The 14,849-nt window shown below is 73.3% G+C and carries 10 protein-coding genes; 9 read left to right on the forward strand and 1 reads right to left on the reverse strand.

Annotation, left to right across the window (positions count from 1 at the left end):
* Positions 1–64 precede the first annotated feature (64 nt).
* From AB852_RS07745 to AB852_RS07765, 5 genes are all read left to right on the forward strand, one after another.
* Positions 65–1,471, forward strand: coding sequence for a family 2B encapsulin nanocompartment shell protein (locus AB852_RS07745; RefSeq protein ID WP_073784824.1), 1,407 nt, complete (start codon positions 65–67; stop codon positions 1,469–1,471).
* Between the two features lie 38 nt (positions 1,472–1,509).
* Positions 1,510–2,658: a family 2 encapsulin nanocompartment cargo protein polyprenyl transferase gene (locus tag AB852_RS07750; RefSeq protein ID WP_425444157.1), complete on the forward strand. Its 1,149-nt coding sequence runs from the start codon at positions 1,510–1,512 to the stop codon at positions 2,656–2,658.
* Positions 2,659–3,620: 962 nt separating this feature from the next.
* Positions 3,621–4,214, forward strand: a complete 594-nt coding sequence (locus AB852_RS07755; RefSeq protein ID WP_073784826.1) for a GNAT family N-acetyltransferase — start codon at positions 3,621–3,623, stop codon at positions 4,212–4,214.
* A 4-nt stretch (positions 4,215–4,218) separates the two neighbouring features.
* Positions 4,219–5,007, forward strand: a complete 789-nt coding sequence (locus AB852_RS07760; RefSeq protein ID WP_073784828.1) for an ATP-grasp domain-containing protein — start codon at positions 4,219–4,221, stop codon at positions 5,005–5,007.
* 46 nt (positions 5,008–5,053) lie between these two features.
* Positions 5,054–5,659: a response regulator transcription factor gene (locus tag AB852_RS07765; protein ID WP_073784830.1), complete on the forward strand. Its 606-nt coding sequence runs from the start codon at positions 5,054–5,056 to the stop codon at positions 5,657–5,659.
* Between the two features lie 36 nt (positions 5,660–5,695).
* Here AB852_RS07765 and AB852_RS07770 read toward each other — a convergent pair whose 3' ends face one another.
* Positions 5,696–6,898, reverse strand: a complete 1,203-nt coding sequence (locus tag AB852_RS07770) for a sensor histidine kinase (RefSeq protein ID WP_073784832.1) — start codon at positions 6,896–6,898, stop codon at positions 5,696–5,698.
* Between the two features lie 281 nt (positions 6,899–7,179).
* Here AB852_RS07770 and AB852_RS07775 point away from each other — a divergent pair, with 281 nt between their 5' ends.
* The 4 genes from AB852_RS07775 to AB852_RS07790 all read left to right on the forward strand — a co-directional run bounded on the left by AB852_RS07775 (position 7,180) and on the right by AB852_RS07790 (position 14,785).
* Positions 7,180–13,338, forward strand: coding sequence for a DNRLRE domain-containing protein (locus tag AB852_RS07775; RefSeq protein WP_425444158.1), 6,159 nt, complete (start codon positions 7,180–7,182; stop codon positions 13,336–13,338).
* A 122-nt stretch (positions 13,339–13,460) separates the two neighbouring features.
* Entirely contained in the window at positions 13,461–13,934 is a 474-nt protein-coding gene (locus tag AB852_RS07780) for a hypothetical protein (protein WP_073784836.1), read from the forward strand.
* A 312-nt stretch (positions 13,935–14,246) separates the two neighbouring features.
* Positions 14,247–14,528 carry a hypothetical protein gene (locus tag AB852_RS07785; protein WP_073784838.1) on the forward strand — a complete coding sequence of 94 codons (282 nt, stop codon included), beginning with the start codon at positions 14,247–14,249 and terminating at the stop codon, positions 14,526–14,528.
* Positions 14,528–14,785 carry a hypothetical protein gene (locus AB852_RS07790; RefSeq protein ID WP_073784840.1) on the forward strand — a complete coding sequence of 86 codons (258 nt, stop codon included), beginning with the start codon at positions 14,528–14,530 and terminating at the stop codon, positions 14,783–14,785. The genes AB852_RS07785 and AB852_RS07790 overlap by 1 nt, the downstream gene beginning before the upstream one ends.
* The last annotated feature ends 64 nt before the right edge of the window (positions 14,786–14,849 follow it).

The raw sequence follows: 14,849 nt of genomic DNA on the forward strand, positions 1-14,849 counted from the left end.
CCCGACGGCCCGTACTGCAAGGCTCTTCACCGCAGGTCAGTGCAGGTATCGGGAGGGCAAATCCATGTCGGTAGGCGAAGAGGTCCGCGCAGAGCAGGCGCAGCCGCAGCAGAGTCTCGGCACAGCGGCGGCGCGGAATCTGGCCACCACCACCAAGTCGGCACCGCAGATGCAGGAGATCAGCTCGCGCTGGCTGCTGCGGATGCTGCCGTGGGTGAATGTGCAGGGCGGTACGTACCGGGTGAACCGGAGGCTGACCTATTCCGTCGGGGACGGGCGCGTGACGTTCGTCAAGACCGGGGACGACGTCCGCGTCATCCCCGCCGAGCTGAGGGAACTGCCGGTCCTGCGGGACTACGAGGATCTGGAGGTCCTGGGGGAACTGGCCGGACGCTGCGAGCAGCGGGAGTACGCGGCGGGGGAGGTGCTGACGTCGTTCGGCAACCCGTCCGGTGAGGTGTTCCTGCTCGCCCACGGCCGGGTCGAGAAGATCGGCACCGGTCCGTACGGGGACGACGCGGTCCTGGAGGTCCTGGCGGACGGTTCCCACTTCGGGGACGAGTCGCTGACCGATCCGGACGCGATCTGGGAGTACACGGCCCGCGCGGCGACCGCGACCACGGTCCTGGTGCTGCCCCGGGCGGCGGTCGAGCAGACCGGTGAGCGGAGCGAGTCGCTGCGGGCGCATCTCGAAGGGCTGCGCGCGATCCCCGAGCAGCGCGCCAACAAGTACGGCGAACGTGCGATCGACCTCTCGGCGGGGCATGTCGGGGAGGCGGCCCTGCCCGGCACGTTCGTCGACTACGAGGCGTCCCCACGGGAGTACGAGCTGAGCGTGGCGCAGACCGTGCTGCGTATCCACTCCCGGGTGGCCGATCTCTACAACCAGCCCATGAACCAGACCGAGCACCAGCTCCGGCTCACCGTGGAGGCGCTGAAGGAGCGCCAGGAGCACGAGATGATCAACAACAAGGAGTTCGGTCTCCTCAACAACTGCGAGTACGAGCAGCGCATCCAGCCGCACGACGGGGCGCCCGGCCCCGACGACCTGGACGAACTGCTGAGCCGCAGGCGCGGGTCGAAGCTGTTCCTGGCCCATCCGCGGGCGATCGCCGCGTTCGGGCGGGAGTGCAACCGGCGCGGGCTGGTCCCCGAGTCCGTCGAGGTCGCGGGCAACCGCATCCCGACCTGGCGCGGGGTGCCGATCTTCCCGTGCAACAAGATCCCGGTCAGCGACGCCCGGACGACATCCATCATCTGCATGCGTACGGGCGAGACCGAGCAGGGCGTCGTCGGGCTCCACCAGGCGGGCATCCCGGACGAGATCGAGCCCAGCCTGTCGGTGCGGTTCATGGGCATCAGCGAGCAGGCGATCATCTCGTACCTGGTGACGACGTACTACTCGGCCGCGGTGCTCGTCCCGGACGCCCTCGGCATCCTGGAGAACGTCGAGATCGGCCGCTGGCAGTGACGTCCACCGGTCCGGAACCCGGGGTCGGCGCGGACACCCTGTCCGCGCTCCCCGGCCAGTCCCTCGCCGGAGGGCGGGAATCCGTCGGCACCGTGACGTCGTCGCGCGAGGGACGACCGGGGTCCGGGCCGGTCCCGGCCCCGGCCGGGCCGGACGACGGGGGTGACACGGAGGCCATGGCGCTGCTCGAAGCGGCGCGGTCCGACGTCGATCCCGAGCTGCGCCGTGCCGTCGACACCCTGCCGGGGCAACTGCGCCGGATCGCCCGCTACCACTTCGGCTGGGAGCGCGCGGACGGCACCCCGGCCGCGGGCAACGCGGGCAAGGCCATCCGGCCCGCGCTCGTGCTGGCCGCGGTACGGGCCCTCGGCGGGCGGCCCAAGGACGCGGTACGGGCCGCGGCGGCGGTGGAGGTGATCCACAACTTCACGCTGCTGCACGACGATGTGATGGACCGTGACGCCACCCGCCGCCACCGGCCCACCGCGTGGAGCGTGTTCGGCGACGCGGACGCGATCCTCGCGGGGGACGCGCTCCAGGCCCTCGGGTACGTCATGCTCGCCGGTGATCCGCATCCCGGGGCGGCCCGGGCGGCGGCCCGCCTCGCCACCTGTGTGGTGGAGCTGTGCGCGGGACAGCAGTCCGACACGGCGATGGAACGGCAGGCGCCGGGCGAGGTCACCCTTGACGGCTGCCTCGCCATGGCCGAGGCCAAGACCGGGGCGCTGCTCGGCTGCGCCTGTGCGATCGGCGCGGTGTACGCGGGGGCGGGGGAGGAGGAGGTCGCGGCGCTGGACGCGTTCGGCCGGGAGGCCGGGCTGGCGTTCCAGCTGATCGACGACGTGATCGGGATCTGGGGTGATCCCCGGCGTACCGGGAAGCCGGCCGGGGCCGATCTCCTCGCCCGCAAGAAGTCCCTGCCGGTGGTGGCGGCGCTGGGTTCCGGGACGGCGGCGGGGGCTGAGCTGGCGCTGCTGTACGGGGTGCCCGCCGATCCCTCCGACGCGGCGGCGCTCGCGCGGACGGTGCGGGTGGTGGAGGCGGCGGGGGGACGGGACTGGGCGCAGCTCCAGGCCGGGGACCGGATGTCGCGGGCGGTGCAGTGTCTTGCGCGGGCGGTGGGGGAGCCCGCGGCTGCGGGGGAGCTGCTGGCGCTGGCGGAGTTCGTGACCCGCCGCACGGTGTGAACCGCGGGTCGCCTTCGCTTGCGCTTTCCAGGTCTGTCCGGCTGGGCGCGGTTGTCCCTGTGCCGTCGCTCGGTGGGGTGCGCAGTTCCCCGCGCCCCTTTGGGGCGCGTCCGGTCGGTTCTTCGGGTCGGTGCCGGTCGGGATTCTCCGTCCTCGATCCGACACGCTCGGTACGACGTCCGGTGACCCGACTGAAGAGCATCGGAGTCTGCGGGCAGAGATTCCCGCCCACCCCCTCCCGTAGTCGAGCGACTGCGCGAGGTGGGGGGTTGGACCCCAACCGGGCTGATGCCGGCCCGCACCCTGACGGCAGCCCCAGGGGACGCCCCCAAAGGCCCGCGGGGAACTGCGCGAGCAACCACGGACCACCCGCACCCGAACGGGAACCGTAAGAGGCGCGACCTCAGGGGCGCGGGGAACTGCGCGAAAACGAGGACCGACCCGCACCTGAAGAGTGACCGCAAATGGGGCAGCATCCAGGGGCGCGGGGAACTGCGCACCCCCGTCCGACCCGCACAGGAACAAGCGCGTCACGCCGGACAGACCTCGGAAGCGCAAGCGAAGGCGGCCCGCGGGGAACTGCGCGAAAACGAGGACCGGGCCGCACCCGAAGAGCGACCGCAAGGGGGCAGCATCCAGGGGCGCGGGGAACTGCGCACCCGACGAGCGACGGCACAGGAACAAGCGCGTCACGCCGGACAGACCTCGGAAGCGCAAGCGAAGGCGGCCCGCGGGGAACTGCGCACCCCCGTCCGGCCCGCACAGGAACAAGTACGTCCAGGTGGGGAACCCCAGGGGCGCGAGCGAAGGCGGCCCGCGGGGAACTGCGCACCCCCGTCCGGCCCGCACAGGAACAAGTACGTCCAGGTGGGGAACCCCGGAACCCCGGAAGCGCGAGCGAAGGCGGGTCGTTTAGGGTCAAGGGGTCCGGGGTGCGGGCTTGTTGAGGGGTGGAGGGCGGGATGGCTGTGGTGATCCGGGCTGCGGGGGCCGGCGACCGGGAAGCCGTGGTGCGGCTGCTGGACGCCGCGTTCCACGACGACCCCGTGAGCAACTGGGTCTTCCCCGAGGAGGAGTCGTTCCGCCGGGGCCACCCGCTGCTGATGGGCGCCTTCCTGGACCTCGTCCTGGAGGGTGGCCGGGTCGACCTCGCCGAGGACGGCTCCGCCGTGGCCCTGTGGCTGTCGGTGCCCGAGGGCGCGCACGACGAGGACGACGACGGCCCGGCCCTGCTGCGGCAGGCCATCGACCCGGACAACAAGCGCGTCGAGGCGGTGGGCCGCCTCACCAGCGGTATCCACCCCACGCACACGGCCCACGAGTACCTGTGGATGATCGCGGTCGACCCGGCCCGCCGGGGCGAGGGACTGGGCACGGCCCTGATCGCCGCGGCCTTGGAGCGCTGCGACCGGGACGGCACCGCCGCGTACCTGGAGGCCAGCAGCGCCCGCAGCCGGGACCTGTACACCCGGCTCGGGTACACCGTCCTCGACCCGGTGCTGGAGCTGCCGGACGGTCCGACGATGTGGCCCATGTGGCGGGAACCGCGCGGTTAGCGCCGTGCCGGGGACCCGGGCGCTGTTCGCGGTGGCGCAGCGGCCGACCGTGACCCGGGAACTCCTCGCGGACACGGCGCGCCGCCGGGGCATGGACGTCGAGGTGCCGGTGCCGGGCGGTGGACGGACCGGGCGCGCCGCGCACTACTACGGCGGCCCCGGCTTCGCCGCCGGTGTCGTGGACGGCCTGGGCGTGGCGCTCCTCGAACCGGACGCCGACTGGCTGCCCCGGTTGCCGCGTGAGTGGACCGGGCGCCGGATCGCGACGACCGACCTCGCGGCGGCCCGCCGGCTCACCCGGCCCGCGTTCCTCAAGCCGCCGACGGCGAAGACGTTCCCCGCGGCGGTGTACCCGGACGGGCGGGACCTCGCGCCGGAGCTGCCCCCGGACACCCCCGTGCAGATGAGTGAAGTGGTGCGCTGGGCGGCCGAGTACCGGCTGTTCGTGCTGGACGGCACGGTCCGCACCGGCTCCCGTTACGCCACCCACGGTCTGCTGGACGCGGCGCCGCTCGCGGCGGACCCCCGGGCGGACGCCGTCTCGGACTTCGCCGCCCGGCTGCTCGCCGGACACGCGGACACGCTGCCGAGCGCGGTGGTGCTGGATGTGGGGCTGCTGGCCGGGGACGAGCCGGGCTGGGCCGTCGTGGAGGCCAACATGGCGTGGTTCAGCACCTGTTACGCGGCGGACCCGGAACGCTGTCTGGACGTGGTCCTGCGGGCGGCCGGACCACGGGACCGGATACGCGACGGTGACCGGCGGTTCGTCGTCGCCGGACGGGGCGCCCCCTGACCGCGAGGCACTTGCGTGCCCCGGGGGTCTCACGGATGCTGCCAGGATGATCAGAGTGCTGGTGGCCGAGGATCTGCACGTGGTGCGCGCCGGGCTGGTGCTGCTGCTCGACGAGGCGTTCGACATCGAGGTCGTGGCCGATGTGAGCAGCGGTGACGCGGTGATCCCCGCCGCTCTGGCGCGGCGCCCGGACGTCGCCGTCCTGGACATCGGGATGCCGGGCACGGACGGGCTGACCACCGCGCTGCGGTTGCGTGAGCGGCTGCCGGACTGCCGGTCGCTGCTGCTCACCGCGATGGACCGGCCGGGCCATCTGCGGCGGGCGCTCGACGCGGGGCTGCCGGGGTTCCTGCTGAAGTCGGTGGCGCCCGAGCGGCTGCTGGAGGCGGTGCGGACGGTGGCCGGGGGCGGCCGGATGATCGACCCGGCGCTGCTGGACGAGGCGTGGGCGTTCGGGGAGTGTCCGCTCACCGAGCGGGAGACGGAGATCCTGCGGCTGGCGGGCGACGGCGCGGACGCCCGGGAGATCGCCGTCGGGCTGTCCCTGAGTATCGGCACGGTCCGCAACCGGCTGTCGGACGTGATCCGCAAACTGCACGCCCGCACCCTGGTGGACGCGGTACGGATCGCGGGGCGCAACGGCTGGACGTGAGGCGGGGAGCGCGGTCCGGTGGGCCGGGTCGGCGGGTCACCCGGTCCGTGCGTCGTGCATGGCCGGGCGGGGCTCCGGGTCGGGCGGGACGGGGACCCGGGCGACCACCCGGAACAGGCCGCCCGCCCGGGGGCCGGACACCGTCAGTGAGCCGCCGAGGGCCGTGACGCGGACGGCGAGGCTGGTGAGTCCGGTGCCGTCGTGCGCTCCGGGCGCGGGCCGTACGGGTACGCCGTCGTTCTCGACGGTGAGTTCGGCGGAGCCGTCCCCGTGGCGCAGTGTGATCGAGCAGACCCGGGCCTGGCTGTGCCGCAGCACATTGGACAGGCACTCGCGCAGCACCGCGCCGAAGCAGGTGCCGACGGCCGCCGGGACCCGGGGTCCGTCCTGGGTGACGCGTACCCGTACCTCGGCGGCCTCCAGCGCGGCGCGGGCCGACGCCAGTTCGCGTCCGAGGGAGAGGCTGACCCGGTCGCGGGCCACGCCGCGGACGTCGTGGTGCGCCTGGCGGGCCAGTTCCGCGAGGGCAACGAACTCCCGGCGGGCGGCGGCGGGGTCGTCGGTGGTCCGGGCCGCCGCCTCGCCGCGGACCGCGATGGCCGAAAGTGCCGCCCCCAGCAGATCGTGCAGATCCTGGGCCATCCGGGCGCGTTCCCGCTGGACGGCGGCCCGCGCGGTCTGGGTGCGGGCGGCGTGCGCCTGGACGGCGACCGACGCCAGCCGGACGATGCCGTAGACGACCAGGCCCACCACCAGGGTCCGCGCGGCCACGCCCACGGCGGTCCGGTTGTCGACGGGGAGCAGGAAGATGACCACGGGGCCGCTGACCGTCACCATGGCCGCCGCGATCAGTCCGGACGGGCGGGGCAGCGACGCGAGGCTCGCGCCGAGCAGCAGTCCGAGGACGCTCAGCCAGATCTCCCGGAAGAGGAGCACGGGCAGATAGGTGAGCGCGGCCTGGGCGACCAGCAGCAGCATCCGCCGCCAGTGCGGATGCCGTCGCGCGTACTGGCCGAGCAGGGTGATCAGCAGCAGTACGGCGGTCAGCACGCTGACGGCCGTGGTGCGGTGGTCCAGGTCGAGGCCGTCGAGTCCGGTCCACATGTGCAGGAACATGATGCCGGTGACCGCGGCGAGCGCCACGAGCGTCAGCCGGGAGACCAGCAGCGCCCTCGGGGAGACGTCCCGGGCCCTCGGTCCCAGCCGGCGCGCGGCGGCCCACGGCGGAGAGTCACGCACGTCAGACACCCCAGCCCCCCTGGTCCGTAACGCGGCGCATGTGAACGTGCACAGTACAAGTGAAGATCTCACGGGCGCGGCGTGAATATGTCAATTCCGGTCGTCGCGGGGCCTCGGTTGGATGTGCTCCACACCCTCACCGAGAGAGGCACCCCGACGTGACTGACACCCCAGGGCCCGCCGACGAGTGGCAGGGCTCCGTGCTCGCGCTCCAGCGGCGCAGACGGATACTGCCGCGTGTGGCGGTCGCCGTCGCGGCCGTACTGACGGTCGAGGCGGCCGTGATCGTCGCCGCCACCGGCCAGGCCGTCGCCGTACCGGCCGCGGAGCGCGAGGCCGCCGCGGAGGCTGAGCCGAAGCCGGTGAGGAAGGCCGGACCCCGGCAGGCGGAGGACATCCCGTCCGCGCGGGTCGCGGCCCGGCTCGCCGGACACCGGGTGGAGGCGCTCAGCGAACGGAGTGAGACCTCGACCACCTGGGCGAACAAGGACGGCAGTCTCACCACCGAACTGGCCGCGGGGCCGGTCCGCTTCGAGCGGGACGGGAAGTGGGTCGGCGTCGATGTGGAGCTGGCCGGGCAGCCGGACGGCAGTGTCGCGCCCGCCGCGCATCCGAATGGCTTGAAACTGTCCGGTGGCGAGGGCCGTCCGGCGTCGTCGCTGCGGGCCGCGCAGCGGTCCGGGGCGGTCGACCTGGTCACCCTCGGTCAGGGCGGCGAGCAGCTCACCCTGCGCTGGAAGGGCGGTCTGCCCGAGCCGCGGCTGAAGGGCACCCGCGCCGAGTACGTCGACGCCGTGCCCGGCGCGGACGTGGTGGTCGAGGCGACGCGTACCGGCTTCGAGCAGTACGTCGAGGTGAAGGAGCGGCCCGCGGCGGGCTACTCGTACACGCTGCCGCTGACGGCCAAGGGGCTGAAGGCCAAGCAGCTGGCGGACGGCAGTGTGCTGTTCACCGACCGCAGGAACAAGAAGCGGGCTGTCATGCCCGCGCCAGTCATGTGGGACGCGGCGGTGGACAAGGTCTCCGGCGAGCACACCCACCGCGCCCGGGTCGGGATGAAGGTCGTCCAGCGCGCGGACGGCGTGGACCTCGTCATCACCCCCGACGAGAAGTTCCTCGCCGACCCCGCGACGAAGTACCCCGTCACCGTCGACCCGTCGACCTCGTCGCTCTCCAGCGTCTTCGACACCTACGTCCAGCAGGGCGAGACCGTCGACTGGTCCGCCGACACCGAACTGGACCTCGGCAACCCCGGCACCAACAACCCCAATGGCACGCCCCGCACCGCCCGTTCCTTCCTCACCTGGAACACCTCGCCGGTCCGGGACGCGCTGATCACCGACGCCAAGCTCAGCCTGTGGAACTTCCACTCCGGCAACACCACCTGCGCCGCGCAGCCCTGGGAGGTCTGGGCCACCGGCGCGGCCTCCACCTCGTCCCGCTGGACCGCACAGCCCGCGTGGACCGCCAAGCGCGCCACCTCCACCCAGACCCGCGGCAACCCGTCGTGCGCGGCCCAGCCCGACGGCTGGATCGACGCGGACGTCACCACCCTCGTCCAGGAGTGGTCCTCCGCCAAGGCCACCCGCGGCCATATGGGACTGCGGGCCACCAGCGAGACGACCGTCCCGCAGTGGAAGCGCGTCAACTCCGCGAACGCCGCCGCGAACCCGCCGAAGCTGCGCGTCACCTACAACTACCGGCCGCGCACCGGCACCAAGCAGGAGGCCGGACCGCCGTTCTTCTCCTACGGCCCCACCTACCTGGTCAACACGACCACACCGACGCTGCGCGACACCTTCGTCGACGCCGACGGTGACAAGGTCAACGGCACCTTCCAGATCTTCGACAACGCCACCGACACCCAGGTCGGCAACGTCATCGTCTCCAAGTACACGCCGTCCGGCTCACCCGCGTCCGTGACCGTCCCCGCCGGGGTCCTCACCCACGGGAAGACGTACAAGTTCCGCACCAACCCGTACGACGGCGCGCACTACAACACCGGCTGGTCGGCGTGGAAGACGTTCACCGTCGACACCGCCGCGCCCTCCGCGCCCGGCGCGATCACCTCCACCGACTACCCGGCCGGGCAGTGGGTCAAGGGCGAGGGCCAGCCCGGCACCTTCCGGGTCACCCCGCCGGCCGCCGACCACAACTGGCTCGAATGGTCGCTCGACGGTGTGACCTGGACCAAGGCCGCCACCGGCGGCGCGTCCGCCGCGAAGGACCTCTCCGTCACCCCGCCGAAGAACGGCACCCACACCCTCCAGGTGCGGGCCGTCGACAAGGCCGACAACAAGTCCGAGGCCCGCGAGTACCTCTTCCACGCCGGACCCGGCGGCTTCGTCCAGCCCGCCGACGGCGAACGCACCGCACGCCGCCTCCCGCTCGTCGCCGAGGCGAAGGCGGGCACCTACGACTCCGCCGCCTTCTCCTGGCGCCGCTCCGAGGCCGACCCCTGGACGGCGATCCCCGCAGGTGACGTCACCGCCGCCGGGACCCCGCTCACCGGCTGGCCGGTACCGCTCGTCGCGGGCCGCAACGCCCCGCTCGTGTGGAACACCACCAGCACCGTCGACCCCGACGGAACCGTCCAGCTCAAGGCCGACTTCACCGGCCCCGGCGCCGCCACCAGCAGTACCGCGCCGCTGACCGTCGTCGTCGACCGCGACGCCGACGGAGCCGCCTCCACCGAGGTCGGCCCCGGCTCGGTGAACCTGCTCACCGGTGACCACACCCTCTCCGAGACCGACGCGTCGTTCTTCGGCGTCAGCGTGTCCCGTACCGCCTCCTCCCGGACCCCCGACGCGGGGACCCGCCAGGAGGGCCAGGCCGCGATCTTCGGCAAGGAGTGGGTGGCCGGTACGGCCGCCGAGGGCACCGAGTCCGAGTACAGCCATCTGCGCAAGGTCTCCGACACCGCCGTCAGCGTCGTGTCCGACGAGGGCGACGCGCTCCACTTCACCGCCGACGCCGCCCGCACCGGCTGGGTCTCCGAGCCCGGCGCCGAGGACCTGACCCTGCGCGGCTCCGTCACCGGCACCTTCACCCTCGCCGATGCCGAAGGCGTGGTGACCACCTTCACCAAGCCCGACCCGGCGGCCACCACCTGGCAGGTGTCCAGCACCCTCCAGGACGGCCTCGGCTCCTCCACCACCACCGTGGTCTCCGAGACCGTCACCGTCGCGGGCAAGAAGCTGGCCCGCCCCAAGCGGATCATCGCGCCCACCTCGGCCGTGACCCCCGCCGCCTGCGAGACCGACCCGGCCACCAAGGGCTGCCGGGTCCTGGAGTTCGTCTACGCCACGGCCACCACGGCCACCGGCACGGTCACCGACGCGGACTTCGGCGACTTCGGCGGCCAGCTCAAGCAGCTGAGGCTCTGGGCCACCGCGCCCGGCGCCGCGAACGCCACCGCCACCCCCGTCGCCGGATACCGCTACGACTCCGCGGGCAAGCTCCGCCAGACCTGGGACCCCCGCACCGGCCGCCAGGCCCAGACCCAGTACTCGTACCGGGACGGCCGGGTGACCTGGCTGGAGCAGCCCGGCGAACTCCCGTACACCTACACGTACGGAAACGCGGGCGGCGCCGCCACCTCCGGCAACGGCATGCTGCTGAAGGCCGCGCGCGAGGGCCTGCGACCCGGCACCGCCGCCACCGTCGAGGGCGAGGCCGTCACCAGCCTCGTCTACGGCGTCCCGCTGACCGGCACCGCCGCCCCGCACGCCATGGGCAGCGCCGCCACCGCCGGCTGGGGCCAGCTCGACACCCCCAGCGACGCGACCGCCGTGTTCCCCGCCGACTCCGTACCGTCCTCCCACGACGGCACCGCGCTCACCGGCAACGGCTACACCCGGGCCACCGTCCACTACCTCAACGCCTCCGGCCGCCAGGTGAACACGGCCACCCCCGGCGGCCACCTCACCACCACCGAGTACGACCGCCACGGCAACACCGTCCGCGAACTGACCGCCGCCAACCGGGCCCTCGCGCTCGGCACCACGGACGCCCAGAAGGACCGGCTCACCGACCTCGGCATCATCGCCGCGCCCTCGGCCGAACGAGCCCATCTGCTGTCCACCACCTCCGTCCACAACGACAACGGCACCCGCGAGGAGGCCGAGTTCGGCCCGCTGCGCCGGGTCGACCTCACCGAGGACCTCAAGGACGGCAGCACCGTCCTGATCGGCTCCGGCACCTCCGTACCCGCCCGCGGCTGGACCGCCAAGCGCTACGACGAGGGCCGCCCCACCGACGGCACCGCCAAGGTCAAGGACCAGGTCACCCTGGAGACCAAGGGCGCCCAGATCCGTGACCACGCCGCCGTCCACGCCGAGAAGCGCGTCACCTCGACCCGCTACGACTGGGCCAAGGGCCTGCCCACCCACACCGTCCAGGACCCCGGCGGACTGGCCCTGACCACCGTCACCGGCTACGACTCCCAGGGCCGCGTCGTCTCCCAGGCACTGCCCGGCGGCACCGCCACGAGCGCCAACACCCGGCTCACCGAGTACTGGACGGCCGGCGGCACCGGCCGCTGCGGGGGCCGCCCCGAATGGGCCGACCTGCTGTGCTGGACCGGCCCCGCCGGCGCCGTCACCGGCGGCGGCTCCCAGCCGTCCGCGCTGCCCGACAGCCTCACCGAGTACGGCCTCTTCGGCCAGACCACCAAGGTCACCGACACGGCGGGCGGCACCACCCGCACCACGGCCACCGCGCACGACGACGCCGGACGCCCCACCACGGTCACCGTCAGCGGCGGCCTCGGCCAGCCCGTCCCGGCGACCACCACCGGCTACGATCCGGCGACCGGCAAGGTCACCACGATCACCTCGCCCACCGCGGGCACGATCACCAAGGCGTACGACAAGCTCGGCCGCCTGCTGTCCTACACCGACGCCGACGGCGGGGTGACCACCACCGAGTACGACCTGCTCGACCGCCCCGTCAAGGAGACCGACTCCGTCCCCTCGACCGTCACCCACACCTACGACCACGCGGCCGAACCCCGGGGCCTGGCCACCCGCACCACCGACTCGGTCGCGGGCGCCTTCACCGCCACCTACGACGCGGACGGCTCCGTCGCCACCCAGAAACTGCCCGGCGGCCACAGCCTCACCGTCACCGAGGACACCACCGGCGCCACCCTGTCCCGCGTCTACACCCGGGACAGCGACAACGTCACCCTGTTCACCGACACGGTCGCCGCATCCGTCCACGGCCAGGTCACCCGGCACCAGGGCTGGTCCGCGCAGAGCAACCAGTACGACGCCGTCGGACGCCTCGCCGCCGTCCAGGACACCGTCGGCGAGGTCTGCACACGCCGCGCCTACGGCTTCGACACCCGCTCCAACCGCACCTCCCTGACCACCGCCACCGGCGCGTCCGGCGCCGCCTGCCCCACCACCGGAGGAACCACCACCACCCACACCTACGACAGCGGCGACCGCCTCGTCGACACCGGCTGGACGTACGACGCCCTGGGCCGCACCACCGCCCTGCCCGGCACCACCCTCGGCTACCACGCCAACGACCTCGCCCACCGGCAGACCACCGGCAACAGCCGCCAGACCTGGCAGCTCGACCCCGCGCTGCGCTTCCGCTCCTGGACCGTCGAGACCGGCGGCGGCACCACCTGGACGCGGACCGCGAGCAAGGTCAACCACTACGACGGCGACGGCGACAACCCCCGCTGGACCGTGGAGGACCCGGCGACCGGGGAGATCACCCGCAACGTCCAGGCCCCCGGCGGCGACCTCGGCGCCGTCACCGCGAGGACCGGAGGCACCGTCCTCCAGCTCTCCTCCGTCCACGGCGACGTGGCCCTCCAGCTCCCGCTGGACCCGGCCGAGGCACCGATCGCCCAGGACTCCGACGAGTACGGCAACCCCCGCGACGGCCGGACCCCCGCGCGCTACGACTGGCTCGGCGCCAAACAGCGCTCCAGCGAGACGCTCACCGGTCTGACCCTCATGGGCGTACGCCTCTACAACCCGGCGACCGGCCGCTTCCTGTCCCTCGACCCCGTCCACGGCGGCAGCGCCAACGCGTACGACTACACCTACGCCGACCCGCTGAACCAGTACGACCTCGACGGCCGCTGGATCCCGCTCGCCATCGCGGCGGTACGCGTCGGCTGGGCCTGCTGGAAGCACTGCCGCAAGGCGTACAAGGCCGTACGGTCCGGCTACCGCGCGTACCGCTCGCTGCGGAAGTTCAACAACCGCACCCGTCGCCTCCAGCGCTACACCCGCAGCCGCTCGTACAACCACCGCAGGGGCTACAGCTACCGCGCCGCCGGGTTCTGCGCGGGCACCTGGGCCGGGTTCGGCGCCCTGAGCACGGTGTACCCCGGCTCCGCCCGCTACGGCCAGGGCCTGACAGCCATCGGCGCGGGGTACGGCCTCTACCGCTACGTCAGAAGGGGCCGATGCTAGAGGCACCACCACCGCCGCTCGGCTGACCGGCGGTTGACCGAACGAGACGAGGGGCCGGGCGAGCGACTGCCCGGCCCCTCACCCCACCCCACACCCCATGTATGCAACGGAACCCAGGAGACATGTCCCGACACACGCGGCCCGGCCCGCCCCAGTACCTCGCGTTCGCGTCGCTCGTCCTGTGGTGCGCCTGGACCTGGCAGTCCTCCGCCGCCACGGCCCGGGGCATCCCCCTGACCGAACAGCTCACGGACCACACCCCCCTGTGGTGGTACGCCCTCCTCGCCGCCCTGGCGGTGGCCGCGTCGTACGTGATCCGCACCCCCGTCCCCGCCACCCGCCCCCTCGAACGCCTCCTGTCCCCCACGACCCCCCTCCCCGCAGCCCTCACGACCACCGTCCTCGCACTGCTCCTCCCACCCCTCCTCCTAGGCGTCCCCCTGGGCTTCCTCACCTCGGACGCCCCCCTGTCCGCCCGCTGGGACGGCTACGCGGACCTGGTGACGTCCCCGGTGACCCTGGCGCTCTGCGCGGCGGCGTGCGCGACGGTGACGCTGATACGGCGCGCGGGGCGGAGGGTGACGGCGGGGGGTTGAGGGGCGGAGGCCTGTGGGGGTGGGTACGTGGGGTGCGGCCGGGGCGGGGGCCCTGGCGGCGGCCTGCCTTGGCGTCGTCGTCCTCGAACAAGTCGTCCCCGTACAAAGGGCATCGCTCTCCCCGACAGGGGGCGGCGGGCGGCCGAGTCCACGAGCAGGTGGAGGCCGCTACCGCGGTGCCGTCGGCGCAGCGGGTGACGCTGTCCCTCGTTCGTGTGCGTGCTCCTTCGCACCCTGGGACGTGGGGACATCGTCCACGTACCGTGGTCGGCGGAAGGCCAGGTCCGGCGACAAGGATGTGGAGGCGGCGCGGTGGACGAGGCACCGGAGCGGTGGACGACGACCGTGCACGGCCGGGAAGTGGAGCTGCCGTCCACGATCACGGATGTCCGCGCCGCCCTCGCCGAGGAGCTGCGGGCCGCGTTCGACGCCGAGATCGGCTCCACCCCGGGCCCCGATCTGCCCCTCCGCCTCGCCATGTGGGCCCTGCGTACCGTCCCGGGCGCGGTGGAGGAGATGGACGACCAGGTCGACCGGCTGCGGTCCGGCGACTACTCCGGCGTCACCGTCCTCGACGACGGCGAGGTCGCCTGATGGGCTACCGCATCGCCTACGCCTCCCAGGCCGACGCCGCCCGCCGCGGACTCCCCGCCCAGCGCCGCACCGCCCTGGACAAGGCCATGAGGACGACGATCGGCGCCGACCCGTACGGGCACGGCTCGGTGGAGGCCAAGCGCGGCGAACGGGACTACCGCGAGGCGACGATCGCGGGAGCCGACGCGATCGTCGTCTACTACGTCAGCACCCCCGACGTCCTCACCGTCACCGCCGTCAAACTCATCACGGCCTAGCACCGGTACCCCGTGGTGGGTCGGACCCGCTACGGGGGATGCTCCGGCGATGGCGAGGCCGCCG

This window comes from Streptomyces uncialis (genome assembly GCF_001905345.1).
GTDB classification, from domain to species: Bacteria; Actinomycetota; Actinomycetes; order Streptomycetales; family Streptomycetaceae; genus Streptomyces; species Streptomyces uncialis.